General features: G+C 72.9%; 26 protein-coding genes, 2 tRNA genes and 1 other RNA gene. 10 read left to right on the plus strand and 19 right to left on the minus strand.

The window, feature by feature from the left end; genetic code table 11:
* Window positions 1–2: 2 nt before the first annotated feature.
* From ACFYZB_RS36255 to ACFYZB_RS36265, 3 genes are all read right to left on the minus strand, one after another.
* The gene (locus ACFYZB_RS36255) at window positions 3–824 is read right to left on the minus strand and encodes a YceI family protein (RefSeq protein ID WP_388765773.1); all 822 of its coding nucleotides are present in this window, start codon (window positions 822–824) and stop codon (window positions 3–5) included.
* A 104-nt stretch (window positions 825–928) separates the two neighbouring features.
* Complete coding sequence (locus tag ACFYZB_RS36260; protein ID WP_388765774.1) at window positions 929–3,478, minus strand: MFS transporter; 2,550 nt, start codon at window positions 3,476–3,478, stop codon at window positions 929–931.
* A 13-nt stretch (window positions 3,479–3,491) separates the two neighbouring features.
* Window positions 3,492–3,998, minus strand: coding sequence for a MarR family winged helix-turn-helix transcriptional regulator (locus ACFYZB_RS36265; RefSeq protein WP_388765776.1), 507 nt, complete (start codon window positions 3,996–3,998; stop codon window positions 3,492–3,494).
* A gap of 206 nt (window positions 3,999–4,204) precedes the next feature.
* On the opposite strand from ACFYZB_RS36265, the gene ACFYZB_RS36270 reads away from it, so the two are divergent.
* Window positions 4,205–4,402, plus strand: a complete 198-nt coding sequence (locus ACFYZB_RS36270; RefSeq protein ID WP_351208671.1) for a hypothetical protein — start codon at window positions 4,205–4,207, stop codon at window positions 4,400–4,402.
* 16 nt (window positions 4,403–4,418) lie between these two features.
* Here the strand turns inward: ACFYZB_RS36270 and ACFYZB_RS36275 are convergent, their stop codons facing one another.
* The 9 genes from ACFYZB_RS36275 to ACFYZB_RS36315 form a co-directional block, all read right to left on the minus strand.
* Window positions 4,419–5,186, minus strand: a complete 768-nt coding sequence (locus ACFYZB_RS36275; protein WP_388765777.1) for a hypothetical protein — start codon at window positions 5,184–5,186, stop codon at window positions 4,419–4,421.
* Window positions 5,187–5,224: 38 nt separating this feature from the next.
* Window positions 5,225–6,181 (minus strand): RNA polymerase sigma factor SigF, encoded by a 957-nt coding sequence (locus ACFYZB_RS36280; RefSeq protein ID WP_351208673.1) that lies wholly within the window; start codon window positions 6,179–6,181, stop codon window positions 5,225–5,227.
* Between the two features lie 326 nt (window positions 6,182–6,507).
* A complete protein-coding gene (locus ACFYZB_RS36285) occupies window positions 6,508–7,398 on the minus strand; it encodes an RNA polymerase sigma factor SigF (RefSeq protein WP_351208674.1) in 891 nt (296 codons plus the stop codon).
* A 132-nt stretch (window positions 7,399–7,530) separates the two neighbouring features.
* Window positions 7,531–7,824 (minus strand): Dabb family protein, encoded by a 294-nt coding sequence (locus tag ACFYZB_RS36290; RefSeq protein ID WP_351208675.1) that lies wholly within the window; start codon window positions 7,822–7,824, stop codon window positions 7,531–7,533.
* A gap of 10 nt (window positions 7,825–7,834) precedes the next feature.
* Window positions 7,835–8,014, minus strand: coding sequence for a hypothetical protein (locus tag ACFYZB_RS36295; RefSeq protein ID WP_055708362.1), 180 nt, complete (start codon window positions 8,012–8,014; stop codon window positions 7,835–7,837).
* A gap of 187 nt (window positions 8,015–8,201) precedes the next feature.
* Window positions 8,202–8,286, minus strand: a tRNA-Ser gene (locus tag ACFYZB_RS36300).
* Between the two features lie 45 nt (window positions 8,287–8,331).
* Window positions 8,332–8,763, minus strand: a complete 432-nt coding sequence (tadA, locus tag ACFYZB_RS36305) for a tRNA adenosine(34) deaminase TadA (RefSeq protein WP_351208740.1) — start codon at window positions 8,761–8,763, stop codon at window positions 8,332–8,334.
* A 56-nt stretch (window positions 8,764–8,819) separates the two neighbouring features.
* Window positions 8,820–9,359: a hypothetical protein gene (locus ACFYZB_RS36310; protein ID WP_388765895.1), complete on the minus strand. Its 540-nt coding sequence runs from the start codon at window positions 9,357–9,359 to the stop codon at window positions 8,820–8,822.
* Window positions 9,360–9,649: 290 nt separating this feature from the next.
* Window positions 9,650–9,853 (minus strand): hypothetical protein, encoded by a 204-nt coding sequence (locus ACFYZB_RS36315; protein WP_388765896.1) that lies wholly within the window; start codon window positions 9,851–9,853, stop codon window positions 9,650–9,652.
* A gap of 104 nt (window positions 9,854–9,957) precedes the next feature.
* On the opposite strand from ACFYZB_RS36315, the gene upp reads away from it, so the two are divergent.
* Window positions 9,958–10,593 carry a uracil phosphoribosyltransferase gene (gene upp / locus ACFYZB_RS36320; protein WP_228624343.1) on the plus strand — a complete coding sequence of 212 codons (636 nt, stop codon included), beginning with the start codon at window positions 9,958–9,960 and terminating at the stop codon, window positions 10,591–10,593.
* Between the two features lie 12 nt (window positions 10,594–10,605).
* Here the strand turns inward: upp and ACFYZB_RS36325 are convergent, their stop codons facing one another.
* From ACFYZB_RS36325 to ACFYZB_RS36350, 6 genes are all read right to left on the minus strand, one after another.
* Complete coding sequence (locus tag ACFYZB_RS36325) at window positions 10,606–11,238, minus strand: LytR C-terminal domain-containing protein (RefSeq protein ID WP_388765780.1); 633 nt, start codon at window positions 11,236–11,238, stop codon at window positions 10,606–10,608.
* Between the two features lie 105 nt (window positions 11,239–11,343).
* Window positions 11,344–11,640 (minus strand): type II toxin-antitoxin system VapB family antitoxin, encoded by a 297-nt coding sequence (locus ACFYZB_RS36330; RefSeq protein WP_003999914.1) that lies wholly within the window; start codon window positions 11,638–11,640, stop codon window positions 11,344–11,346.
* A 290-nt stretch (window positions 11,641–11,930) separates the two neighbouring features.
* Entirely contained in the window at window positions 11,931–12,059 is a 129-nt protein-coding gene (locus ACFYZB_RS36335) for a hypothetical protein (RefSeq protein ID WP_388765782.1), read from the minus strand.
* A gap of 62 nt (window positions 12,060–12,121) precedes the next feature.
* A complete protein-coding gene (locus ACFYZB_RS36340; RefSeq protein WP_388765784.1) occupies window positions 12,122–12,397 on the minus strand; it encodes a hypothetical protein in 276 nt (91 codons plus the stop codon).
* Window positions 12,398–12,656: 259 nt separating this feature from the next.
* On the minus strand, window positions 12,657–13,325 hold the full coding sequence (locus ACFYZB_RS36345; RefSeq protein ID WP_388765786.1) for an HdeD family acid-resistance protein: 669 nt from the start codon (window positions 13,323–13,325) through the stop codon (window positions 12,657–12,659).
* A 69-nt stretch (window positions 13,326–13,394) separates the two neighbouring features.
* Window positions 13,395–13,991: an HhH-GPD-type base excision DNA repair protein gene (locus ACFYZB_RS36350; protein WP_388765787.1), complete on the minus strand. Its 597-nt coding sequence runs from the start codon at window positions 13,989–13,991 to the stop codon at window positions 13,395–13,397.
* 121 nt (window positions 13,992–14,112) lie between these two features.
* Between ACFYZB_RS36350 and ACFYZB_RS36355 the strand changes: the two genes are divergently transcribed.
* From ACFYZB_RS36355 to ACFYZB_RS36375, 5 genes are all read left to right on the plus strand, one after another.
* Window positions 14,113–16,221, plus strand: a complete 2,109-nt coding sequence (locus ACFYZB_RS36355; protein ID WP_388765789.1) for a penicillin acylase family protein — start codon at window positions 14,113–14,115, stop codon at window positions 16,219–16,221.
* Window positions 16,218–16,805, plus strand: coding sequence for a GNAT family N-acetyltransferase (locus ACFYZB_RS36360; RefSeq protein ID WP_388765790.1), 588 nt, complete (start codon window positions 16,218–16,220; stop codon window positions 16,803–16,805). Before ACFYZB_RS36355 ends, ACFYZB_RS36360 begins: the two co-directional genes overlap by 4 nt.
* A 2-nt stretch (window positions 16,806–16,807) precedes the next feature.
* Window positions 16,808–17,281 (plus strand): cupin domain-containing protein, encoded by a 474-nt coding sequence (locus ACFYZB_RS36365; protein ID WP_351208743.1) that lies wholly within the window; start codon window positions 16,808–16,810, stop codon window positions 17,279–17,281.
* Window positions 17,278–18,054 carry an SDR family NAD(P)-dependent oxidoreductase gene (locus tag ACFYZB_RS36370; protein WP_388765792.1) on the plus strand — a complete coding sequence of 259 codons (777 nt, stop codon included), beginning with the start codon at window positions 17,278–17,280 and terminating at the stop codon, window positions 18,052–18,054. Before ACFYZB_RS36365 ends, ACFYZB_RS36370 begins: the two co-directional genes overlap by 4 nt.
* A gap of 109 nt (window positions 18,055–18,163) precedes the next feature.
* Window positions 18,164–19,972, plus strand: coding sequence for a copper resistance protein CopC (locus ACFYZB_RS36375; RefSeq protein ID WP_388765793.1), 1,809 nt, complete (start codon window positions 18,164–18,166; stop codon window positions 19,970–19,972).
* 448 nt (window positions 19,973–20,420) lie between these two features.
* Here the strand turns inward: ACFYZB_RS36375 and ACFYZB_RS36380 are convergent.
* Window positions 20,421–20,505 (minus strand) — tRNA-Ser (locus ACFYZB_RS36380).
* 97 nt (window positions 20,506–20,602) lie between these two features.
* Between ACFYZB_RS36380 and ffs the strand changes: the two genes are divergently transcribed.
* The 3 genes from ffs (at window position 20,603) to purD (ending at window position 24,472) form a co-directional block, all read left to right on the plus strand.
* Window positions 20,603–20,699: signal recognition particle sRNA small type (gene ffs, locus ACFYZB_RS36385), an RNA gene on the plus strand.
* Between the two features lie 81 nt (window positions 20,700–20,780).
* Entirely contained in the window at window positions 20,781–23,093 is a 2,313-nt protein-coding gene (locus tag ACFYZB_RS36390) for a DNA polymerase III subunit gamma and tau (RefSeq protein WP_388765795.1), read from the plus strand.
* Between the two features lie 116 nt (window positions 23,094–23,209).
* Window positions 23,210–24,472: a phosphoribosylamine--glycine ligase gene (purD, locus tag ACFYZB_RS36395; RefSeq protein ID WP_351208686.1), complete on the plus strand. Its 1,263-nt coding sequence runs from the start codon at window positions 23,210–23,212 to the stop codon at window positions 24,470–24,472.
* The last annotated feature ends 60 nt before the right edge of the window (window positions 24,473–24,532 follow it).

Consider the following 24,532-nt stretch of genomic DNA (forward strand, 5'->3'; position numbering starts at 1 on the left):
CCTTAGACCGCGGGCAGGGAATCTCCCTGTACCGCCTGGATGTCCAGCTCCACCTTCAGCGTCGTACCGATCGCCGCGATGCCCGCCTGGAGAACCTGGTTGTAGTTCATCGCGAAGTCCTCGCGGTGCAGCTCGGCCGTCGCGCGGAACGCGGCCCGCGTGCCGCCCCACGGGTCGGCGCCGGTGCCGAGGTAGGCGAGGTCCAGGTCGACCGGGCGGACCACGCCGTGCATGGACAGCTCGCCGTGGACCGTCCAGCGGTCGGGGCCCGACCGGGTCAGGCCCGTCGAGCGGTAGGTGATCTCCGGGTGCCGCTCGACGTCGAGGAAGTCCGCGGACTTCAGATGCCCGTCGCGCATGCCGTTGCCCGTGTCGATGGACCCGGCCCTGATCACCGCCTCGACGCGGGACTTGGTGACGTCGTCCGGTGCGATCTCGATCGTGCCGCCGAACTCCGTGAACCGGCCGTGCACGCTGGAGATCCCCAGGTGCTGCGCGACCGCGGCGACGGAGGAGTGCACCGGGTCGATGGTCCAGGGCCCGGGCGGCGGCAGTTCGGTGCCGCCCTGACGGGCCAGCGTGACCGTGCCGACCTCGGCCCGGCCGCTCGCGGTGACGATCGCGGAGGAGGCAGCGGGCGCGTAGCCGACGGCCGTCACGATCACGGTGTACGCCCCCGGTGCCAGCTCGGTGGCGTCCCGTACGGCTCCCTCGGCGTCCGCCTCGGCGCGCAGCACCTGCGTGCCGGTCATGTCGGTCACCGTGACGACCGCGTGCGACACGGCCCACCCGTCCCGCGTGCGGATCTTCGCGGTCAGTCCCATCCCGTTTTCTCCCTGCAAAAAGCCTTACAAAATGGTCGTACGACGAACCGGCCCGTGGCGGGGCGCCTCCGGTCGGAGCGTGCCCCGCCACGGGCCGGGCGGAACTACTCGCCGGGGTGGGCGAGTTCGATGTCGTGGCCGTCGGCGCCCGGGCCGGCGACGGTCAGGGCCGTCGCCACCGGCGGGTAACCGGTCGCGATGACCGTGTACTCGCCGCTGTCCAGGTCGGTGAAGGCGTACGCGCCGTCCGTGCCGGTGGTGGCGGTGCCGACCACGTTGCCCGCCTGGTCGACGAGCGTGACCCGGGCGTCGGCCAGCGGACCGTGCGGGGCCCGGACGACGCCCTGGAGGCGGGCGCCGGCGTCCAGGTCGATCTCGATCCGGGTGAGGCCGGTGGCACCGATCTCGACCGGCAGGGCGCGCGGACGGAACCCGCTCGCGTTGACCGCCATGGTCACCGCGCCCGGCACCAGGTCGGTGAAGGCGAAGTCGCCCTGCTCCCCGGTGGCCGCGGTGGCCAGCAGATCACCGCGGACGTCGGTGACGATCACCATGGCGTCCTTGACCGGCAGCGCGCTCCCGGCGGCCCGGACCACACCGGTCAGCCCGCTGGTGCCGCTGAGCAGGATGTCGTACGACACCGGCTCCTCGCCCACCACGACGGTGGAGGCCTGCGGCTGGTAGCCGTCGGCGGAGGCGATCAGGACGTACGACCCCGTGCCGGGGGCGTCGACCGAGTAGGAGCCGTCGGCCTGGGCGACCGCGCGGCCCAGCTGGCGGCCGGACAGCGAGATCAGGGTGACCGCGGCCTGCGGCACCGGGACGCTCTCGGCGCCGCGGACGAAGCCGTGCACCGGGGTGCCGCCACCGGTACCGGGCTCGGCGAGCGTGGCGACGGCGGTCGCCGCCGGTGCAGCGGCCGTGGCCTCGAAGGTGTCCGACACGACGGGGGCGGCCCAGCTGGGCACCTGCTGGTGCGCGGGTTCCTGCACGGTGTCCTCCGCAGTGGTCGCAGTGGTCGCGGTGGTCTCCACAGGGGCTGTGGCCGGGGCCTCGGTCTCGGCGGCCTGGGCGAGCGCGCCCTTCGTCTTCAGCGGGACCTCCTTGATGAACAGGGTGATCAGGAAGGCGAGGGCGGCGAGGCAACCGGCGATGAAGAAGACGTCGGCGATGCCGTGGCCGTAGGCGCTCTCCATGAGCGTCCGCAGCGGTGCCGGCAGCTTGTTCATGTCCGGGATGCTGTCGGTGGAGCTGGAGCCCGCCAGAGCCGCCTGGTACTTCGGGCTCAGGGCGGAGATGCCGTCCTTGACGTAGTGCGTGATCCGGTGGGACATCACCGCACCGAGCGCCGAGACGCCGACCGCACCGCCGAGGGAGCGGAAGAAGGTGACCGTGGAGCTGGCCGAGCCGAGGTCGGACGGGGCGACCTGGTTCTGGGTGGCGAGCACCAGGTTCTGCATCATCATGCCGATGCCGAGACCCAGCAGCGCCATGAAGATCGCCATCTTCCAGTACGCGGTGTCGTACCGGATGGAGCCGAGGAGGCACAGGCCGGCCGTCACCAGGACGCCGCCGCTGACCAGCCACGCCTTCCAGCGGCCGGTGCGGGTGATGAACTGGCCCGAGACGGTGGAGGAGACGAACAGACCGCCGATCATCGGGATGGTCATGACGCCGGACATCGTCGGGGACTTGTCCCGGGCCAGCTGGAAGTACTGGCTGAAGAACACCGTGCCGGTGAACATCGCGACGCCGACGAACAGGGAGGCGAGGGACGCCAGGGTGATGGTGCGGTTCCTGAACAGGCGCAGCGGGATGATCGGCTCGCTCGCCCTGGACTCCACGAGGACGAACAGCGCGCCGAGGACGATCGAGCCCGCGACCATCGTGTAGGTCTGCCAGGACAGCCAGTCGTACTTGTCACCGGCGAAGGTGACCCAGATCAGCAGCAGGGAGACGGCGGCGGAGATGAAGAAGGCACCGCCCCAGTCGACCTTCACGTCCCGCTTCACGACGGGCAGGTGCAGGGTCTTCTGCAGCACGATGAGCGCGATGACCGCGAACGGGACACCGACGTAGAAGCACCAGCGCCAGCCCAGCCAGGAGGTGTCGGTGATGACACCGCCCAGCAGCGGGCCGCCGACGGTGGCGACGGCGAACGTGGCGCCCAGGTAGCCGGAGTAACGGCCACGCTCACGCGGGGAGATCATCGCCGCCATGACGATCTGCGCCAGTGCGGACAGACCGCCGACGCCGATGCCCTGCACCACGCGGCAGGCGATGAGCATGCCGGCGTTCTGCGACAGACCGGCGGCGGCCGAGCCCAGGACGTAGATGACCAGGGCTATCTGGACGAGCGCCTTCTTGCTGTAGAGGTCGGCGAGCTTGCCCCACAGGGGAGTGGCCGCGGTCATCGACAGCAGGGCGGCGGTGACCACCCACGTGTACGCGGACTGGCCGCCGCCGAGGTCACCGATGATGTGCGGCAGGGCGTTGGAGACGATCGTGGACGACAGGATCGCCACGAACATGCCGAGGAGCAGGCCCGACAGAGCCTCCATGATCTGCCGGTGTGTCATCGGGGCGTGGCCCGCCGTGGAGCCTCCCCCGTGCTTGGCGTGAGCCCGCACACCGGCTGGTGTGGTCGTTGCCATGGGCTTCCTTCTCTTACGTGCTTGCGGGTGTACGGGTGGTCTCTTCGACTACGGGAGCGGCTGCGGCGGCCGGGAGCCGGAGCGGGGCGGACCGGCAGTCGCCGAAGGACGCGCGCAGGCGGGTCATCAGCCGGATCAGCTGGGCCACCTCGTCATCGGTCCAGTCGGCGAGCCGCTCGGCGAGCAGATGCGTGGTCCGCCGGGACAGCTCCTCCCGTTCTTCCAGGCCCGCGGGCGTCAGGCGCAGGATGCGCGAGCGCTTGTCCGCCGGGTCCGGGTGCCGCTCGATCCAGCCGCGCGCGGCGACGTGCGCGACATGCCGGCTGGTGACCGACATGTCCACGGCGAGCAGCTCCGCGAGCTTGCTCATGCGCATGTCTCCGTGGCGGCCGAGCAGGGTCACCACGGCGGCGGAGCCGGCGGGACAGTCGGGCGGCAGGATCCTGCCCATGTCCCGTTTCACGGCTCCGAAGGCGCTGAGCTGACGCGCCAGCTCTTCGAACTGCGCCTGCTCGGCCATCACACCTCCCGTATTCGTTGCTTGAGGCAACCTTAAGCCTGCTTGGTTGCTGCAGGCAAATAAACGAGGGATCCAGCCGCGTAAAAACTTGACAAAGGCAAGCATTGCAACCGTAAATATGCAGGTCGGTGCGGGCGGGGTGCCCCCGTCTGTCCCGGTGGCCCCGCACTTGGGTCGGTCGCGCGGATTCGCTAGTGTCTCGGGCCATGGCTAACACCCAGGGCCCCCAGGGCAATTACGACCCCGCCGGCAGCACCCAGATGTTCCGCGCGTTCGTCGACGAGGCCCCCCAGGGCCGCCAGCAGCAGGCCGCGGCCTCCTCCGGGCCGCGCGTCGGCGTGATCATCGGTGTCATCGTGGCCCTCGCCGTGGTGGCCGGCATCGCCTGGCTGGCGCTGAAGTAGCACCCGCTCCCGGCGATCACTTCCACTGGACGGACACGTCCCGCGTCTCGGTGTGCATGCCGAGCGGCACGCGCCAGGCGTCGACGCACACCGTCCAGGTGTGGTCCTCGTGCGCGCCCGGCCCGATCGGCACCGGGAGGTCCACCGTGGAGTCGACCGTCCCCCAGTCGATACCGAGCGCGCCGATGATGTGCGTACCGAAGGTCACGGTGCCCGAACGCACCGCCGTGCCCCCGGAGTTGCGGAAGCCGACGGTCACCTTCTGGCACCAGCGCTGATCCGTCGGCTCGGTCGCCGGGGTGCCCCAGGAGAGCTCGGCGGGGGTGGACGTCGTGCTGCCGCTGGGGGCCGGGCCCGACGGGGCGGCGGGTGGTGTCGTGCGACCGGCCGGGCCACCGCTTCCTCCTTCGCCGGCCGGGCTGCTCGGGATGCCGGGGGAGGCGTCGCCGCCGGGGGCGGTGGTGGTCTGCTCCGGGGTGCCCGAGGGGCCGGTGCTTTCCGGCTGCGCGGCCTTGCCGGGTGAGCTGCCACCGCTGCTGCTCCTCGCCCCCTCGAGCGGTACCAGCGTCACCGATCCCGTGGGCGCGGCGGCCGTCGGGCCGTGCTGCCCCGAGCCGACGGCCACATAGCCGCCGCCGGGACCGTTCGCAGCGGCGCATGCGACCAGGACTCCGCCCAGGACGACGACGGCCGCCGACGCTGCCGTAACGGCGCCTCGGCGGCCACGTGTCCATGTCGTACGCGTCGACCCGACCGTCCCGCTCGCCCCTGTTGCCCGCAGCATCGGGACAGTGTGACTGACGGCCCGTCAGAACTGAACCCTCAGTCCGAGATCAGCCCCTCCCGCAGCTGGGCCAGCGTCCGGGTCAGCAGCCGGGAGACGTGCATCTGGGAGATGCCGACCTCCTCGCCGATCTGGGACTGGGTCATGTTGGCGAAGAAGCGGAGCATGATGATCCGGCGCTCCCGGGGCGGGAGTTTGGCCAGCAGGGGCTTGAGGGACTCGCGGTACTCCACGCCCTCCAGGGCCGTGTCCTCGTAGCCGAGCCGGTCGGCGAGCGAACCCTCGCCGCCGTCGTCCTCGGGGGCCGGGGAGTCCAGCGAGGAGGCGGTGTAGGCGTTGCCGACCGCGAGGCCGTCGACCACGTCCTCCTCGGAGACGCCGAGCACGGCGGCCAGCTCGGTCACCGTCGGGGAGCGGTCCAGCTTCTGGGACAGCTCGTCGCTGGCCTTGGTGAGGGCCAGACGGAGCTCCTGGAGTCGGCGCGGGACGCGCACCGACCAGGACGTGTCCCGGAAGAACCGCTTGATCTCGCCGACCACCGTCGGCATCGCGAACGTCGGGAACTCCACGCCCCGTTCGCAGTCGAAGCGGTCGATCGCCTTGATCAGGCCGATGGTGCCGACCTGGACGATGTCCTCCATCGGCTCGTTGCGGGAGCGGAAGCGCGCGGCCGCGTAGCGGACCAGCGGCAGGTTCAGCTCGATCAGGGTGTCCCGGACGTAGGCCCGCTCGGGACTGTCCTCGCCGAGTGCGGCGAGCCGCAGGAAGAGGGAGCGGGACAGGGTGCGGGTGTCGATGTCCCCCGAGGCCGGCGGGGCCGGGAGATCGGCGGGCGCCGGGAGGTCGGCGGCCGCCGGGGCGGGCGGGGCCGGCACGGCGTCGAGGGCCGTGACGCCCTCGATGCCGTCGAGGACGTCGAGAGCGTCGAGCTCCTTGGGCGCTGCCTCGCTCGTCGCGGGCGCCAGCACCTTCGAGCTGCCCTGTTCTGCGGACATGCCACCCCCTTTGGGTCGCGGGACGGTCGTGGCGGCGCGGCCTTTCGAGCAACGCAGCCTTCACCTGAATACCGGCTCCGAAGGCCCGGCAAACGCGTCTCCCGCAGAATGTCACATGTCGGCAACACGCTGTAGTGACATGTCGACATGCGAGATGCGAATCGGCCCTGGAAAGAAGGGGTCTGACGCTTTTTAGGTTCCCAACTGTCGGCATCTGCGCTGGTGAGCGATTCGCCCGCCGTGGTGATGCATCGATCGGGTTTGCGATGCAGGTGGTGATCCCGAGCGTGCTTCCGTGCGCCCGCTGTGCTCCGCCTCGAGCGCTTCTAGGCGTCGATTCGATTCGCCGAGCGCAGGCGCTGGAAGCTGCGGGCGAGGAGCCGGGAGACGTGCATCTGGGAGACGCCGAGTTCCGCGCTGATCTGTGACTGGGTGAGATTGCTGTAGTAGCGCAGCAGCAGGATTCTCTGCTCGCGCTCGGGGAGTTGGACGAGCAGATGCCGGATCAGGTCGCGGTGCTCCACGCCGTCCAGGGCCGGGTCGTCGTAGCCGATCCGGTCCAGCAGGCCGGGCAGCCCGTCGCCCTCCTGCGCGGCCTCCAGCGAGGTGGCGTGGTACGAGCGTCCCGCCTCGATGCAGCTCAGCACCTCCTCCTCGGTGATCCTGAGCCGCTCGGCGATCTCGGCGGTGGAGGGGGAGCGGCCGTGGAGCGTGGTGAGGTCCTCGGTGGCGCTGTTGACCTGTACCCACAGCTCGTGCAGCCGGCGCGGTACGTGGACCGTGCGGACGTTGTCCCGGAAGTACCGCTTGATCTCGCCGACCACGGTCGGCATGGCGAAGGTCGGGAACTGCACGCCCCGGTCCGGGTCGAACCGGTCGATGGCGTTGATCAGGCCGATGGTGCCGACCTGGACCACGTCCTCCATCGGCTCGTTGCGGGAGCGGAAGCGGGCGGCCGCGTAGCGCACGAGCGGGAGGTTCGCCTCGATCAGCGCCCCGCGCACCCGGTGGTGCTCCGGCGTGCCCGGGGTGAGCTGCTTCAGCTCGGCGAAGAGCACCTGGGTGAGGGCTCGGGTGTCGGCACCGCGCCGCTTCTCGGGGGCCACGGGGGCGGGAGCGGGGGCGGGGGCGTCCGCCTCCTCCTGGGGCGGCGCAGTACTGGCCGACACGGTCAACGCCACCTCTTCGTCTCTCAATGATCGGTCAAAAGCGGTCATAGCATCACAAGACATGTGCACTGTGTGCAAGCACCCGATAACCCCGTGTTGTGTTCAAACATCGACAAGTTGGGGCTTGAGACGCATGAAAGCCCCCCGCCGTTGCGGCGGGGGGCTTCCGGGCGGAAGTGGTCAGAATTCGTAGTCGGCGATCACCCACGTGGCGAACTCGCGCCACAGCGCGACGCCCGCCTGATGGGCCGGGTGCTCCAGATAGCGCTTGAGGGCGTCGGTGTCCTCGACCGCCGAGTTGATCGCGAAGTCGTAGGCGATCGGCCGGTCGCTGATGTTCCAGGCGCACTCCCAGAAGCGCAGCTCCTCGATCTGGCCGCCGAGGGCCTCGAAGGCCTTCACGCCCGCCACGACCCGCGGATCGTCACGCTCGACGCCCTCGTTGAGCTTCAGCAGGACCAGGTGGCGGATCATGGGATGTACCTCAGCTCTTTCCTCCGTTGGCGACCCACGTCATGAAGTCACCCACGGCCTTGGCCGCGTCCGATATGCCCTCGAAGACTATCTGGACGTAGTGGGCCGCCTTGGGCGGGTCCGTGATGATCACGTACAGCGCGAAGACCACGAGCACGTATACGGCGATCTTCTTGGCGTTCACCGCCACCGCGGCCTCCCCTGTCCGTGCGCCCCTGCTGCCGGCCGCGAGTGTAACCTTCACGCCCTTTTTGGATACCAACGGCCCGCCACCGGGGGTCATTTGCCCCGCCCTGTGGTCAAGGGTCCCTTACGGCGTGCACAGGGCTCCCTTGCGACGAAAAGGGCCCCGTCTTTCGACGGGGCCCTTCTTCGAGCGGTAGCGGAGGGATTTGAACCCTCGGTGACTTGCGCCACACTCGCTTTCGAGGCGAGCTCCTTCGGCCGCTCGGACACGCTACCGAGGGAGACCTTACAGCAAGGTGGGTCGTGCTCTGAAATCGGTATTCAGCGGTCCCGGAAGAACCCGGTGAGGAGGCGGGCGCACTCCGCCTCGAGAACGCCCTCGACGACCTCCGGACGGTGATTGAGCCGCCGGTCGCGGATCACGTCCCACAGCGAGCCCGCCGCGCCCGCCTTCTCGTCCCGGGCGCCGTAGACGACCCGGTCGAGGCGGGACTGGACGATCGCGCCCGCGCACATGGTGCACGGTTCCAGGGTGACCACGAGCGTGCAGCCGGCCAGCCGCCACTCCCCGAGCAGGGCGGCGGCCCGCCGGATCGCGAGGACCTCCGCGTGGGCCGTGGGATCGCCGGTGGCCTCGCGCTCGTTGTGCCCGACGGCGAGCACCGTCGTACCGTCCGGGGACAGCACGACGGCGCCGACGGGGACGTCGCCGCCCTGGACGGCCCGTTCGGCCTCGGCCAGGGCGAGTCGCATCGACGCCCGCCAGCGGTCGCGTACCGGGTCCGGTGCGGCGGACGGCTCCTGCACGCTCAGCGGACGGTCTCCAGCACCTCCGAGGCGCCCAGGGCCTCGGCGATCGCGCCCAGCGCGTCCTCGGCGTCCAGCGAGCGCAGCTCCTTCTCGCTGATGCCCAGGTCGTCGAGGATCTGGCTGTCACCCACGGGGCTGTGCGGAACGGCGTCGGCGGCGACGCCCTCCTCCTCGTCGTCCTCGTCGGACTCGGACTCGCCGTCCTCCGTGCCGTCGAGGTCGAGGGAGTCCAGGTCGGGGCCGTCGTCGGCACCCGGCTCCCGGCCGAGCAGCTCGTCGGTGAGCAGCAGCTCGCCGTACGCGCTGCGCTGGGCGGCGGCCGCGTCCGAGACGTAGATGCGAGGGTCGTCCTCACCGTCCACGCGGACCACGCCGAACCACGCGTCCTCCTGCTCGATCAGCACGAGCACCGTGTCCTCTTCGGGAGAGGCTTCCCGGGCCAGGTCGGCAAGATCCGACAGGGTCTCCACATCGTCGAGCTCTGTGTCGCTCGCTTCCCACCCGTCTTCGGTGCGCGCGAGCAGTGCGGCGAAGTACACCGTGACTCTCCCACTGGTCATAGGCGTGCCGGTTGGGGGTCCCCCCGGCGGAGGTACTTGGGCGGAGGCGGCTTGGGCTCCGAGCCCCGCCCACTCGGAATCGTGGCAGAAACATGGCCGTCAGGGGACGTCTTCGGCTCCCTGTGTCTTGCGCGTTCGTTGCCGCCACCTGCGGATCGTACGCGGCTTTTCCGGGGACTCACGCACGCCCACCGCGCAAATCCGGGTCCGCGCGCGGATCTTCCTTACCCAGAACTTCCCTACAGTGCCGAGCTCATGGGGGTTCCTCCCTACCAGCGGAACGTCCGCATGCGCATCGCGTGGCGCAGTCGCGCGGCCTTGGCGCGTCGCGGCTGGACCCGGGCGCGCAGGGCGCGGGCCTCGGCGAGGTCGCGCAGGAACCGGGCGCGGCGGCGCCGCCGCTCGGCGTCCGTCTCCGGTGCCCCGGGCCCGGCTTTCTCGGGACCGCCCGCGCCGGCGGGCGGGTCAGACAGGTCAGGCACGCACACACCACCCCGGTCCGTCCCTCCCACTTTCCCTCGGACGGGCGGTTTGACGCCAGAGCGAGGCGGTACGGGGCGCAGGTACCGTTGGGGGCATGCGTCTCCACGTCGTCGACCACCCCCTGGTCGCTCACAAGCTCACCACGCTGCGCGACCAGCGCACCGACTCCGCGACCTTCCGCCGGCTCGCCGACGAACTGGTCACCCTGCTCGCCTACGAGGCCACGCGGGACGTGCGCACCGAGGCCGTCGACATCCGGACGCCGGTCGCGCAGACCACCGGCGTCAAGCTCGCCCGCCCGCGCCCGCTGGTCGTGCCGATCCTGCGCGCCGGCCTCGGCATGCTGGACGGCATGGTGCGGCTGCTGCCGACCGCCGAGGTGGGCTTCCTGGGCATGATCCGCAACGAGGAGACGCTGCAGGCCTCCACCTACGCCTCGCGCATGCCGGAGGACCTCTCGGGCCGCCAGGTGTACGTCCTGGACCCGATGCTGGCCACGGGGGGCACCCTGGTCGCGGCGATCCAGGAGCTGATCAAGCGCGGCGCCGACGACGTGACCGCCGTCGTGCTGCTCGCCGCCCCCGAGGGGGTCGAGCTGATGGAGCGGGAGCTGGCGGGGACGCCGGTGACGGTGGTCACGGCGGCCGTGGACGACCACCTCAACGAGCACGGGTACATCGTGCCGGGGCTGGGGGACGCGGGGGACCGGCTCTACGGGGCCGCCGAGTAGGGCGGGCCCTTCTCAGCAGCTCTTCTTGGTGGTTGCCGACGGTGCAGGTGCGGTCAGCTCGGTCAGCGCCTGCTCCGCGGCCGCCGGCTTCTCCAGGCCCTTGAAGGCGTCGCCGAGCACGAGGTCGACGTCGGTGCCCTTGCGGGCGTCGGCGCGTTGTTCGGCGCCGGTGAGCTGTGCCCCCAGTACGGCCAGTGAGGTGTTCTGGGCGGAGGGCGCTCCGAGGAGTATCCCGGCGCTCTTCACCTTCTTGTCGTACTCCCCGGGCGCGTTGCCCACGGACCCGATGCGGAAGCCCCGCTTCTTCAGCTCGTCGGCGGTGGACTTGGCCAGCCCGGTGCGCGCGGTGGCGTTGTAGACGTTCACGGTGATCTGGCCCGGCTTCGGCAGGGACTTCACCTGTGCGGCCGTATCGGCCTTGGTGTGGCAGCCGGTCTTCGTGCCGGCCGTCGTGGTCTTCTTGCTGCCGCCGGTGAAGACGTCGATGAGCTGCAGGGTGCCCCAGCCGATCAGGCCGAGCACGGCGACGGATGCCACCACGGCGGCCACGAGCCTGGCGCGTCGGCGCGGCGGACGCATCCGGGGGTATTTGTCCCCCGTGATCCGGTACTGGCCGCCCATGCCAGGGGGAGTGAGCATGCTCATGGGCGCAGCGTAGTGCGCCTGAGCGGCGCTGCCTATTAGATGATCAGTCGATGCCGCTCAGCGGAACCCGAAAGGGTCAAGGGTCAAGGGCCGTGTCGCGCCGGGTCAGTCGAGCTCGAGCACGCGCGCGTGCAGCACCTGGCGCTGCTGGAGGGCGGCACGGACCGCGCGGTGCAGCCCGTCCTCCAGGTAGAGGTCGCCCTGCCACTTCACGACGTGTGCGAAGAGGTCGCCGTAGAACGTCGAGTCCTCGGCCAGGAGGGTCTCCAGGTCGAGCTGCCCCTTGGTCGTCACGAGCTGATCGAGGCGGACCGGGCGCGGCGCGACGTCCGCCCACTGCCGGGTGCTTTCCCGGCCGTGGTCGGGGTACGGCCGGCCGTTTCCGATGCGCTTGAAGATCACACGGAAAGCCTACCGGTCAAGACCTTCCGGGCGCAGCCATGGCGGCCGAGTGCAACGCCTGAAAAGATCCGGCAAATGGGTTACAAGTAGTGCTATCGGGTACGGGGTGCCACCGGCGCCGACCGGACCGGGTCCCTCCAGTCGATCGACACGGCGGATTTCCTCCGTACGGCTGAGCGCGGGGGCCTCCCGAGACCCGTCCGGCACGCACGACACGGTCCGGGCACGCCTGGCGCGGCACGCGCGGCACGGTCCGGCGGAGGCGGTGGCCCGCCCCCGCCGGTGCCCGTTCAGCGGTCGTCCCGGCCCTCGGGCGGCCGCTGCGGTTCTTCCTTCTTCCGTTCCGGCTGGGGTGCCGTCGCCCGCCGGGCCTCCGCGCGCAGCAGGGCGCGCAGGACGGCGTAGGGATCCATGGGCATGGCTGTGCTGCTCCTTGTGTCCGACTGACGTGTGACCGGCCTTTCGCGGGGGCGCGGGTCCGTCAGCAGCGCAGGACCACCGTGCGGAGCAGGGGCAGGGCGTACGGCACCCGTGGCGTGCCGGGGCGGGGCCGTACCGGCGGCCCGGCGGGTGCCGGGTCGGGGAGGGGTGCGGGACGCTCGGGTACGTCGGCCCGGTGGACGGCGTGGGCGGGCGGCCGTAGGAGTGCGTCGAAGACATCGTGCTCGAAGGCCTCGGCGGACGCCCCCAGCGCGGGGGCCGCCTGGGCCTGCGCATGGGCGCCGGGCACCCAGAAGGCGAGCAGCAGCACGAGCACCCGCAGCCAGGTACGGCTCCGGGGGACACCAGGCCCTGTCGCCGGACTCCTGCCCGCCCCGCGACGGGCTCGCGCGGGGGCACCCCCGTCGCGGCGGGCGCGAGGCCCGCCCTCCGGGCGGACGACGGGAGTTCGGCGACAGGGCTGAGCGGTCCTGCTCACCTCGGGTCTGTCCCCGGGGCGTGTGGGGAGTGCAGCCTGCCGGGGCGGAGATCCGCCCGCACGGCGTACGGGCGCCGGGCGCGGTTGACGCCGCCGCTCACACCGTGTGGGGGACGGCCTTGGCCCGGCCCCGGATGCCGAACGCGGTGACGATCTCCCCGATGCCCACCGCGACCAGCCAGATGCCGGCCACGAGGGTCAGCACGGCGACCGACCGGAACGGCGAGTCGATGAGCACGATCCCGGCGATGAAGGTGATGACCCCGAGGAAGATCTGCCGGCCCCGGGCGGGCATCCGGGGGTCGTGCAGGGCGGCCAGGGTCTGGGTGATCCCACGGATCAGCCACCCGATGCCGATCCACAGGGCGAGCAGCACGATCGACTGCATCGGCCCGCGGAAGCAGAACAGGCCGAGCATGATGGACAGGGCGCCGCTGATGAAGGCCAGCACGCGCAGCGAGGTCGCCCGGTGCGTACCGAACGCGGCGACCAGCTGGAAGATGCCGCTGATCACCAGGTAGATCCCGAACAGGACGCCGGCGGCGAGCAGGGAGGCGCCGGGCCAGACGAGCACCAGGATGCCGAGGATCAGCGAGGCGATCCCGGTGACCAGCACCACCTGCCAGGCGGCCCGGGACAGCGCGTGCAGGGGCCCCTCGAACGGCGGCTCGGGCTCACGCCGGTCGCCGGGTGGCGCGGCCGCGTGCACGTTCCGGTCGTCGTACTCACGGCCCCACTCCGGACCGCTGTTCGGTGCCTCGGTCATGGTCCATGCTGTGAACGCCGGGGGTGGGCGGGCCATCGGGGAGGGCCGGTCGGGTGAACCGCCCCTGCTTCACGCCCCCTTCGCGGCCTTGGCCGCAGCCTTCATCTCCTGTTTGTGCGCCCGCACCTTCGCCAGCGACTCCGGTCCGGTGATGTCGGCGACCGACCGGAAGGACTCGCGCTCGCCGTACGCCCCCGCGGCCTCCCGCCAGCCCGTCGGCGTGACGCCGAGCTGCTTGCCGAGCAGCGCGAGGAAGATCTGGGCCTTCTGCTTGCCGAACCCGGGCAGGTCCTCGAGCCGTTTCAGCAGCTCGGAACCGCTCGGCACGCCCCGCCAGACCGCCTCCGCGTCCCCGTCGTAGTGCTCGACGAGGTACTGGCACAGCTGCTGGATGCGCTTGGCCATCGAGCCCGGGTAACGGTGCACGGCCGGCTTCTCGGCGAGCAGCGCGGCGAAGGCCTCGGGGTCCATCGCGGCGATGTCGTGCGCGTCGAGGTCTCCGGTGGCCGCGACGCCGAGCCGGTCGGCGATGGTCCGGGGCCCCTTGAACGCCCACTCCATCGGGACCTGCTGGTCGAGCAGCATGCCGGTGAGCGCGGCGAGCGCGGACCGCCCGAGCAGCGCGTCGGCGTCGGGGTCCTGGGCGAGGTGCAGGGTGACGTCCATGCGTCGATGGTCGCCCGGCGGCGGGCGCGCCGCAGCCGGGGTGGTCCGCCGGCGCCTCCCTCTCTCGCGTACGATCCCTTCCGGGAAAGTTAGGCAAGGCTAACCTAAAGAGGGATTCCGGGTGACCACCGAGACGTACCGCGACGCCTGGGGCATCCCCCATCTACGGGCCTCCAGCACCCTCGAACTGGCCCGCGCCCAGGGCCGGGTCACCGCGCTGGACCGCGCCTGGCAGCTGGAGGTCGAAGGCCATCGCTCCCGGGGCACCTCGGCCGCCTTCCTCGGCGCCGGCGCCCTGTCCTGGGACGTCCTCGTCCGCCGGGCCCGCCTCGAGGACACGGCACGCCGGTGCTTCGCCGCGCTGGAACGCCGGGACACGGAGACGGCCGACTGGGTCCGGGCGTACGTCGACGGCGTCAACGAGGGCCTGCCGGCCGGTGCCCGCCGGGCGCCCGAATTCGCCCGCACCGGTCTCGCCCCCACCCCCTGGCACCCCTGGACCCCGCTCGGCGTCTGGCTCGCCACCCACCTGCTGTTCGCCGGCTTCCCGGCCAAGCTCTGGCGCGAGCAGGCGATACGGCACCTCGGTCCCGGCGCCGTCGGCCTGTTCGCCACGGACGGCCCCGGCACCGCCGGCAGCAACGGCTGGCTCGTCTCCGGTGCCCGTACCGCCACCGGGCACGCCCTGATCGCCGGCGACCCGCACCGCTTCATCGAGGACCCCGGCGTCTACCAGCAGATCCGCCTCTGCTGCCCCGAGTTCGACGTCGTCGGGCTGGCCGTGCCCGGTGTCCCCGGCATCGCGCACTTCGGGCACACCGGCACGGTCGCCTGGGCCATCACCAACGCCATGGCCGACTACCAGGACCTGTACCGCGAACGGCTGCGGCGCACCGGCGCGGGTGTCCAGGCCCTCGGCCCGGACGGCCACTGGCACCGGGCCACGCGGCACACGGAGACGGTGGAGATCGCGGGAGAGCCGCCCGTCGAGATCGAGATCGTCGAGACGGACCGGGGCCCGGTGATCGCCGGGGGCCCCGAGGGCCTGGAGTCGGGGCTCACCCCGGAACCGTCGAAGACGGCCCTGGCTCTGCGTCACCCGCCCCGCGTCACGGCCGACCTCGGCTTCAGCGCCCTCCTCCCCCTCCTGAGGGCCCGCACGGTGAGGGACGTCGACCGTGCGCTGGACGCCTGGGCCGAGCCCGTCAACGTCGTACAGGCCGCCGACACCCACGGAGGCACCCTCCACCGCGTCGCCGGCCGCGTACCGGTCCGCGCGGAGGCCAACCGGCTCCAGCCGGTCCCCGCCTGGCAGCCCGGCCACGACTGGCACGGCTGGCACCGGACGCCGTACGCCCCCGTCGAGGACGGCATCGCCGTGATGGCCAACCAGCGCGGCACCGCCGCCCCGCTCGGCGTCGAGTTCGCCCCACCGCACCGCGCCGACCGCATCCGCGCCCTCCTCGACGCGCGCCGCACCTGGACCGCCGACGGCATGCCGGCGATCCACACCGACACCCACCTCGCCTCCGCCGCCCCTCTCCTCGACCACCTCGCCGCGCTCGACGGCCTCACCCCCGCCGCGGCCGCGCTGCGCGACCGCCTGCTCGCCTGGAACCGCCGCATGGACGCCGACAGCACCGACGCGGCCGCCTACGCGGCACTGCGCGGCGCGGTCGTACGCCGGCTCGCCGCCCACCCGGTGTTCGCCCCGCTCACCGAGGTCCCGGCCTACCCGGAGGTCCTGCTCCCCTGGCTGGCCCTCGGCCCGCGCATCGGCCACGCCCTCGAACACCTGCTGCGCGCCGAGGAGTTGTACGGCGTCGACCGCCCGGCCGCGGTCCGCGCGGCCCTGGAGGAGGTGGCCGCCGAACCCCCGGACGGCCCCTGGTCCACGACCCACCGCCTCGCCCCCTGGCGCGCACTGCCGTACCCGGACGGGCGGGAGGAACCGGAACCCGGGCTCGCGGGAGACCACGACTGCGTGCTGTGCACCTCCGCCGTCCCCGGCCTCACCGACCGTTCGGCCCGCGGCCCGGCCGCCCGGTTCGTCTGGGACCTGGCCGACCGCGCGGGCAGCGGCTGGGTGGTCCCCTTCGGCGCCGACGGCGTCCCCGGCGCACCCCACCACCACGACCAACTCCCCCTGTGGCTCAAGGGGGAACTCGTCCCCGTCGTCACCGACTGGACCCTGCTGACCCTGCTGGAACGCACCGAGGGAACCTCATGACCGACCTCCACGAACAGCACGTCGACGGCTTCGGCACTGTCCGCATCCGCCCCCTCGACCCGGCGTCCGACGCGGACGTCGTGCACGGCTGGGTGAGCCAGGAACGCGCCGTCCACTGGGGCATGAACGGCCTCACCCGGGACCAGGTCGCCGGGATCTACGCCCACATGGCCGGCCTCGACACCCACCACGCCCACCTCGTCACCAGGGACGGCGCGCCCGCGGCCCTGCTCCAGACGTACGAACCGGCCGCGGACCGGGTCGGCGCGTGCTACGACGTCCGCCCCGGCGACCTCGGCGTCCACGTCCTGCTCGGCCCGGCCGGCCCCGACGGTCCGCGCCCCGGCTGGACCTCGGCCCTGCTGACCGTGATGACGGCCTACGCGCTGCGGGGCCTGGACCGGCGCCGGCTCGTGGTCGACCCGGACGTCCGCAACACCAGGGCGATCGCCCGCTTCGAACGCCAGGGCTTCGTGCGTGGCCCCGCGGTCGTCCTGCCCGAGGTGGACCTCCCCGACGTGTACCTGCCGGAGAAGCACGCCCAACTCGCCTTCCTGGACCGGGAGGTAGCCTTCCCCGGATGACGATGACGCCGGACGATCTGATCGCGCACTACGGCCTCGAACCCATCCCCCGCGAGGGCGGACTGTTCCGGCGCACCTGGGAGGGGCCCGAGCGCCCGGACGGCCGGCCGGAGGGATCCGCCATCGTCGCCCTGCTCACCGCGGACGACTTCTGCGCCCTGCACCGCCTGCCCACCGACGAGGTCTGGCACTTCTACCTCGGCGACCCTCTCGACCTCCTGCTGCTCGCCCCCGACGGCACCACCCGCACCGCCGTCCTCGGCCCCGCCCCGCTGTCCGGCCAGCATGTCCAGCTCACCGTGCCGGCCCGCACCTGGATGGGCGCGCGGGTGGCGCCGGGCGGCGCGTGGACGCTGTTCGGCTGCACGATGGCGCCCGGATTCACCTACGCGGACTACGAACACGGGAACGCGGCCGACCTGACGGCGCGTCATCCGTCCGAGGCCGCCCGGATCGCGGAACTGTGCCGCCCATGAACAGCGGTCCGCTGAACCTGCTCGCCGGACAGACCGCCCTGGTGACCGGCGCGGGCGGCGGCATCGGCCGCGCCATCGCGCTGCGCTTCGCCGAGGAGGGCGCGGCGGTGGCCGTCCACTGCCGTACGGCGGTGGAGGCGGCCGGCGAAGTGGCGGCCAGGATCCGGGAGTCGGGCGGCGAGGCCGTCGTACTCCGGGCGGATCTGACGGACGAGGACGCCTGCCACCGTCTGGTCCGGGAGGCGACGGACTGGTCCGGCGGCCGGCTCACCGCCCTCGTCAACAACGCGGCCGTGCAGCCCGTCCAGCCCCTGCCCGGCATGACGGCCGCCGAGTGGCGGGCGGTCGTCGACACCGACCTCACCAGCGTCTTCGCCTGCACCCAGGCAGCCGCCGCCCACATGCGCGCTCACGGCGGCGGCACCATCACCCACATCGCCTCCATCGAGGCCGGCCACCCCGCGCCCGGCCACGCCCACTACGGCGCGGCCAAGGCGGCGGTGGTCATGCACGCCCGCGCGGCGGCCCTGGAGTACGGGCCCGACGGCATCCGGGTCAACAGCGTCTCGCCCGGCCTCATCCACCGGGAGGGCCTGGCGGAGGCCTGGCCGGACGGCGTACGCCGCTGGCTGGCCGCCGTCCCCACCGGCCGGCTGGGCCGCCCGGAGGACGTGGCCGACGCCTGTGTGTTCCTGGCCTCACCCCTCGCGAGCTGGATCACCGGCCATGACCTGACCGTCGACGGCGGCATCTCGGCCCGGCCGACCTGGTGAGCGGCGGCGGTGGTCCGGTTCGGCGGGCCAGGTGAGCGCTCCGGCCGGTCTCCGCGTACTCATACGGAGGACAAGCTGTGAGGCGTGCGAGACGTAGTCCTACGAGGGCATGCGGCGACGGAGGGGACGAGGTGGGGACGAGGTGCTGCTGCGCGAGCGACACCGGAGGCGGCCACGACGGCTGACCCTGCTGTGCGCGGGGCTCCTGCTCCTCCTGCTCGGCACGGCGGCCCCCGCGTCGGCCCACGCGGCCCTGCGCACGACCGACCCCGCCGACGGAACCCTCCTGCGCACGGCCCCCCGGTACGTCACCCTGACCTTCACCGAATCGGTCGGCCTGCTCACCGACTCCTTCCGCGTCTACGACCCCACCGACCACCGGCTGCGCACCGGCCCCGCCGAGCACACCCCCGGCCACTCCGACACGGCCCGCGTCGCGCTCCCGGCCAAGCTCGCCACCGGCACCTACACGGTCGCCTGGCGCGTGGTGTCCGCGGACAGCCACCCGGTGTCCGGCGCCCTCACCTTCTCGGTCGGCACCCGCACGGCGACGGCCGCGAACCCGGCGCCCGACGACGCGGAGAACGCCGTCACGGCGGGCCTCTACAACATCGCCCGCTACCTCGCCTACCTCTCCCTGGCCGTCCTCCTCGGCGCGGCGGCGTTCGTGGCGTACTGCCGCCCGCCGACGGCGGCCCCGCTGCGCACCCCGGTGCAGGCCGCCGCCTGGACCCTGCTCGCCGCCACGACGGCGCTGTACCTCCTCCGGGCGCCCTACGAGGAGGGCACCCCGCCCACGTTCTCCGTGAGTTCCCTCGCCCACACGGCCACCACCCGCCCCGGCGCCCTCCTGCTCACCCGCCTGACGCTGCTGCTCCTGGCCGCCGCCGGCATGGCGCTCCTGCGGGCCCGCCGCCGAAGGCTCGCGCGCCGTACGACGCTCGCCGTGGCCGCGGTCCTGTCCGTGCCGCTCGCCCTGACCTGGACGGCGGCCGAGCACGCCTCCGCGGGCATCCAGGTCCCGCTGGCCGTCACCGCCGCCACGCTCCACCTGCTGGCCATGGGAGCCTGGCTGGGCGGCCTCACGGCTCTCCTGCGCACCCTGCGGCGCACCTCCCCCGACACCCTGGCCCGCTTCTCCCGCCTGGCCTTCGCCTCGGTGACGGTCCTGGTGGTGACCGGCGTCTACCAGTCCTGGCGCGGCCTCGGCTCCTGGCAGGCGCTCACGGACACGACGTACGGCCGCACGCTGCTGGCCAAACTCGCGGCGGTCGCCGCGCTGCTCCTGGCGGCGGCCTGCTCCCGCGCCTGGACGACCCGCCTGGCCCGAGAACCCCGTTCAGCCGTCGCCCGCCTGCCCGAACCGGTCACGGTCCCCCCGGGCCCGCGGCCTCCTCTGCCTCCGCCGCCCCCGGAGCGCCCCACCCCGCCCTTCCACACCCTGCGTCGCTCGGTGCTGGCGGAGGCGGCCGTCGGGGTGGTGGTGCTGGCCCTGACGACCCTGCTGACGAGCACCGTGCCCGGCCGCGCGGCCACCGAGGCGGCGCGGACCGGAACACCGACGAGCGGCATCCCGACGGCCTCCGTCACCACGATCCCCTTCGACGTCGGCACCCCCGGCGGCCACGGCAAGGTCCAGATCACCTTGGACCCGGGCCGCGTCGGCCGCACCTCCGTCCAGGCGGTGGTCTACGGCCCCGACGGCGGCCTGTCCACGGTTCCCGAACTCCGCGTCACCCTCACCCTGCCCGCCCAGCACCTCGGCCCCCTCGACACCCGCGTCACCGACCGCGGCGGCTACTGGTCCAGCGACACATTCGACGTCCCCCTGCCCGGCACCTGGACGATGAAGGCGACGGTCCGCGTGTCCGCACTGGACCAGGTGACGGTGTCGGCACCGGTGCGGGTGACGCGGTAGGTCGGGCCGCCGGCTCGGCGGGCAACCGCCGGACCAGCTCCGCCGGAGCGGCTTCCGCCGCCGGGCGGTACGGCGCCCGGACGGTCGGCGCGGCGGCGGCGAAGCGGGGCCGGGTCAGCAGGACGAGCGGGTAGACGGTGTAGCCGATGCGGGTCGCCGGGGACAGCACGATCGCCAGGATCAGACCGTCGGGACCAGTTCGGTGATCAGACGCCCCGACAAGGGGCTCTGCGCGGACGGTGCGGTGGGGCCGAGGGTGGCCACCGACGCACGCCTTCGCCCCCTGGTCCCGCGACAGCGCGCGGCGCGAGAGTGTGCGGTGTGTCACGAAGCCCCTCGGCGCCCCTCCAGGACACCTGTCCGCGACTGCGGCCCGCTCGCGGCACAAACGACGAGGGCCCCGACCAGAATCTGGTCGGGGCCCTCGCTTCGCCTCTTCAGGCGGCTGCGGAGGATACGAGATTCGAACTCGTGAGGGGTTGCCCCCAACACGCTTTCCAAGCGTGCGCCCTAGGCCTCTAGGCGAATCCTCCGCCGGAAACATTACATGACCGAGGGGAGTGCTCGCGAACCCGTTCCCGCAGGCCCCCGTCGGGTACAGCCCGCGGGCCGCGATCGGGTACTGTGGGGCGCAGCCCCTCACGTGGCGCTATCTGACTGAACTCCCCCAGGGCCGGAAGGCAGCAAGGGTAGGTCGGCTCTGGCGGGTGCGTGGGGGGCCCTTGCGTTCCGGGACCGGCATCCGAGGTCCGCGGTCCGGGTTCTGCGGCGGGGCAGGTTGTCAGTGGGCGCCATTAACCTCGTATGCGTGTCGTCTCTCGCGCTGTACCGCCGCTATCGCCCGGAGACCTTTGCCGAGGTCATCGGGCAGGAGCATGTCACCGACCCGCTGCAGCAGGCGCTGCGGAACAACCGGGTCAACCACGCGTATCTGTTCAGCGGTCCGCGCGGCTGCGGCAAGACGACCAGCGCGCGGATCCTCGCCCGCTGTCTGAACTGTGAGCAAGGTCCCACTCCGACGCCGTGCGGCGAGTGCCAGTCGTGCCGGGACCTCGCCAGGAACGGCCCCGGCTCGATCGACGTCATCGAGATCGACGCGGCCTCTCACGGTGGTGTGGACGACGCCCGTGAGCTGCGCGAGAAGGCCTTCTTCGGCCCCGCGAGCAGCCGGTACAAGATCTACATCATCGACGAGGCCCACATGGTCACGTCGGCCGGCTTCAACGCGCTGCTGAAGGTCGTCGAGGAGCCGCCGGAGCACCTCAAGTTCATCTTCGCGACCACCGAGCCCGAGAAGGTCATCGGCACCATCCGGTCGCGCACCCATCACTACCCCTTCCGGCTCGTGCCGCCCGGCACCCTGCGGGACTACCTCGCCGAGGTGTGCCAGAAGGAGGAGATCCCGGTCGAGGACGGCGTGCTGCCCCTCGTCGTGCGCGCCGGAGCGGGCTCCGTGCGTGACTCCATGTCCGTCATGGACCAGCTCCTCGCCGGTGCCGGAGCGGACGGTGTGACGTATGCCATGGCCACCTCCCTCCTCGGCTACACCGACGGCTCTCTTCTCGACTCCGTCGTCGAGGCCTTCGTCACCGGTGACGGGTCCGCCGCCTTCGAGGTCGTCGACCGTGTCATCGAGGGCGGCAACGACCCCCGCCGCTTCGTCGCCGACCTGCTGGAGCGACTCCGCGACCTGGTGATCCTCGCCGCCGTGCCGGACGCCGTGGAGAAGGGGCTGTTCGACGCCCCGGCCGACGTCCTGGAGCGCATGCAGGCCCAGGCCTCCACCTTCGGCGCCGCCGAGCTGAGCCGTGCCGCCGACCTCGTCAACACGGGCCTGACGGAGATGCGCGGAGCCACCTCGCCCCGCCTCCAGCTGGAACTGATCTGCGCCCGCGTGCTGCTCCCCGCCGCCTACGGCGACGAGCGGTCCGTGATGGCCCGCCTCGACCGTCTCGAGCGCGGCGTCCAGTTCTCGGGCGGCGCCGGCGCGCCCGCCATGGGCTACGTCCCCGGGCCGGAGGCCCACGGCGGCGCCCCCATGCCGCCTGCCGCCGCCTCCGTACCGCCCGGCGGCGGCCCGGCGGCGGCCCGCGCGGCCGTACGAGCCCCCAACGGCCCGGGTGCCGGTGGTCCTGCCGCCAACGGCCCGGGTGCCGGTGGTCCCGGCGTCGGTGGCCCGGCGGCCCCCGTGCCCACGCCCGCCCCCGCCCCCGTGCCTACGCCCGCCCCCGCGCCCACGGCCCCCGCACCGGCTCCGGCAGCTGCTGCCACTCCGGCCGCCCCCGCCCCCGCGCCTGCCGCCGCCCAGGCCCAGGTGCCGCCTTCCGGCGCCCCCGCCGGTCCTTCCACCCCGGCCCCCGCCGCTCCCGGCGCCTGGCCCACCGCCGCTGCCGCCGGTAGCGGCCGACGCCCCGGCGGCTGGCCCACGGCGGCGGCACCGTCGGGTGGCGCGCCCCAGGGTCAGGCCCCCGACCGCGCCCCGGCCCAGCAACAGCCGCCGGCACCCCCCGCGGCTGCGGCGTCCCCCGCAGCCGCGGCACCGCCCACGGCCGCCCCCGCCGGCGGCCTCGACCCCCGCGTGCTGTGGCCGAACATCCTGGAGGCCGTCAAGAACCGCCGCCGCTTCACCTGGATCCTGCTCAGCCAGAACGCGCAGGTCACAGGCTTCGACGGCACCACCCTCCAGCTCGGCTTCGTCAACGCCGGCGCCCGTGACAACTTCGCCGGCAGCGGCAGCGAGGACGTGCTGCGGGCGGCGCTGGCCGAGCAGTTCAGCGTGCAGTGGAAGATCGAGGCGGTCGTCGACCCGTCCGGCGGAGGTTCGGCGCCCTCGCCCGCCGGAGGCGGCGGAGGGTACGGCGCCCCGGCCGCCCCCCGCCCCGCCGCTCCGCAGCCCGCCCCGCAGGCGCCCGCACCCCCGCAGTCCGGTCCCGGGGCAGGGCCCGCCGCGCCCACCTCCGCGCCCCGGCCCGCCGCCGCGCCCGAGCCGCCCCCGGTCGCCCCCGAGGACGACATCCCCGAGGACGACGACCCGGACCTGGACGAGTCGGCCCTGTCCGGCCACGAACTGATCGTGCGGGAGCTCGGGGCGACGGTGGTGGAGGAGTTCTCGAACGAGTAGGGCGCTCCCGGACACCCCCGAACTCCATGCCGGGCGCACCCCAGGGCCCCCTTTGGAGGAAACCCCAACAAACCCGCCCCCCGGTCTTCGGCAACCTTGCCATTAGGCTGACCCCCGTGAAGGTCCTCGTCATCGGCAGCGGCGCCCGCGAACACGCCCTGTGCCGCTCCCTGTCCCTCGACCCCGACGTCACCGCGCTGCACTGCGCCCCCGGCAACGCCGGCATCGCCGAGGCCGCCGAGCTGCACCCGGTCGACGCGCTCGACGGCGAGGCGGTCGCCGAGCTGGCCGTCGGCCTCGGTGCCGACCTGGTCGTCGTCGGCCCGGAGGCCCCGCTGGTCGCCGGTGTGGCCGACGCCGTCCGCGCGGCGGGCATCCCGGTGTTCGGCCCGTCCAAGGAGGCCGCGCAGCTGGAGGGCTCCAAGGCCTTCGCCAAGGACGTCATGGCGGCGGCCGGGGTACCGACCGCCCGCTCCTACGTGTGCACGACGGCCGAGGAGGTCGCCGAGGCGCTGGACGCCTTCGGCGCCCCCTACGTCGTCAAGGACGACGGCCTCGCCGCCGGCAAGGGCGTCGTCGTCACCGGCGACCTGGAGGCCGCCAGGGCCCACGCCGCCGCGTGCGACCGCGTGGTCATCGAGGAGTTCCTCGACGGCCCCGAGGTGTCCCTCTTCGCGATCACCGACGGGGAGACGGTCGTACCGCTCCAGCCCGCCCAGGACTTCAAGCGCGCCCTGGACGGCGACGAGGGTCCGAACACCGGCGGCATGGGTGCGTACTCGCCGCTGCCGTGGGCCGAGCCGAAGCTGGTCGACGAGGTACTGGAGACGGTTCTCCAGCCGACCGTGGACGAGCTGCGCCGTCGCGGCACCCCCTTCTCCGGTCTGCTCTACGCGGGCCTGGCGATCACCAGCCGCGGCGTCCGGGTGATCGAGTTCAACGCCCGCTTCGGCGACCCCGAGACCCAGGTCGTGCTGGCCCGGCTGAAGACCCCGCTGGCCGGCCTCCTGATGGCCGCCGCCACCGGCAACCTCGCCGATCTGCCGCCCGCGCGCTGGAGCGAGGACGCGGCCGTCACGGTCGTCGTCGCCTCGCACAACTACCCCGCCACTCCCCGCACCGGCGACCCGATCACCGGTCTGGACGAGGTGGCCGCCCAGGACGCCCCGCACGCGTACGTGCTGCACGCCGGGACCAGGCGGGAGGGCGACGCCGTCGTCAGCGCGGGCGGCCGCGTGCTGTCCGTCACCGCCACCGGCAAGGACCTGACCGAGGCGCGCGAGCGGGCGTACCGGGCGGTGGGCCGGATCCGTCTGGACGGCGCCCAGCACCGCACCGACATCGCCGCGAAGGCGGCGGCCCAGGCGGCGAACGCCTGACCCGCCCACCTGCTGACAACAGGCCCCGGATCCCCTGATCCGGGGCCTGATCTTTGCTGT

This window comes from Streptomyces sp. NPDC001852, assembly GCF_042891825.1.
Lineage (GTDB): Bacteria > Actinomycetota > Actinomycetes > Streptomycetales > Streptomycetaceae > Streptomyces.

Excerpts from the sequence above, each read along its gene's own strand:
- ACFYZB_RS36255 (WP_388765773.1), bottom strand. The coding sequence starts at position 824 with ATGGGACTGACCGCGAAGATCCGCACGCGGGACGGGTGGGCCGTGTCG.
- ACFYZB_RS36260 (WP_388765774.1), bottom strand. The coding sequence starts at position 3,478 with ATGGCAACGACCACACCAGCCGGTGTGCGGGCTCACGCCAAGCACGGG.
- ACFYZB_RS36265 (WP_388765776.1), bottom strand. The coding sequence starts at position 3,998 with ATGGCCGAGCAGGCGCAGTTCGAAGAGCTGGCGCGTCAGCTCAGCGCC.
- ACFYZB_RS36270 (WP_351208671.1), top strand. The coding sequence starts at position 4,205 with ATGGCTAACACCCAGGGCCCCCAGGGCAATTACGACCCCGCCGGCAGC.
- ACFYZB_RS36275 (WP_388765777.1), bottom strand. The coding sequence starts at position 5,186 with ATGCTGCGGGCAACAGGGGCGAGCGGGACGGTCGGGTCGACGCGTACG.
- ACFYZB_RS36280 (WP_351208673.1), bottom strand. The coding sequence starts at position 6,181 with ATGTCCGCAGAACAGGGCAGCTCGAAGGTGCTGGCGCCCGCGACGAGC.
- ACFYZB_RS36285 (WP_351208674.1), bottom strand. The coding sequence starts at position 7,398 with ATGACCGCTTTTGACCGATCATTGAGAGACGAAGAGGTGGCGTTGACC.
- ACFYZB_RS36290 (WP_351208675.1), bottom strand. The coding sequence starts at position 7,824 with ATGATCCGCCACCTGGTCCTGCTGAAGCTCAACGAGGGCGTCGAGCGT.
- tadA (WP_351208740.1), bottom strand. The coding sequence starts at position 8,763 with ATGCGACTCGCCCTGGCCGAGGCCGAACGGGCCGTCCAGGGCGGCGAC.
- upp (WP_228624343.1), top strand. The coding sequence starts at position 9,958 with ATGCGTCTCCACGTCGTCGACCACCCCCTGGTCGCTCACAAGCTCACC.
- ACFYZB_RS36325 (WP_388765780.1), bottom strand. The coding sequence starts at position 11,238 with ATGAGCATGCTCACTCCCCCTGGCATGGGCGGCCAGTACCGGATCACG.
- ACFYZB_RS36335 (WP_388765782.1), bottom strand. The coding sequence starts at position 12,059 with ATGCCCATGGATCCCTACGCCGTCCTGCGCGCCCTGCTGCGCGCGGAG.
- ACFYZB_RS36345 (WP_388765786.1), bottom strand. The coding sequence starts at position 13,325 with ATGACCGAGGCACCGAACAGCGGTCCGGAGTGGGGCCGTGAGTACGAC.
- ACFYZB_RS36350 (WP_388765787.1), bottom strand. The coding sequence starts at position 13,991 with ATGGACGTCACCCTGCACCTCGCCCAGGACCCCGACGCCGACGCGCTG.
- ACFYZB_RS36360 (WP_388765790.1), top strand. The coding sequence starts at position 16,218 with ATGACCGACCTCCACGAACAGCACGTCGACGGCTTCGGCACTGTCCGC.
- ACFYZB_RS36365 (WP_351208743.1), top strand. The coding sequence starts at position 16,808 with ATGACGCCGGACGATCTGATCGCGCACTACGGCCTCGAACCCATCCCC.
- ACFYZB_RS36370 (WP_388765792.1), top strand. The coding sequence starts at position 17,278 with ATGAACAGCGGTCCGCTGAACCTGCTCGCCGGACAGACCGCCCTGGTG.
- ACFYZB_RS36375 (WP_388765793.1), top strand. The coding sequence starts at position 18,164 with ATGCGGCGACGGAGGGGACGAGGTGGGGACGAGGTGCTGCTGCGCGAG.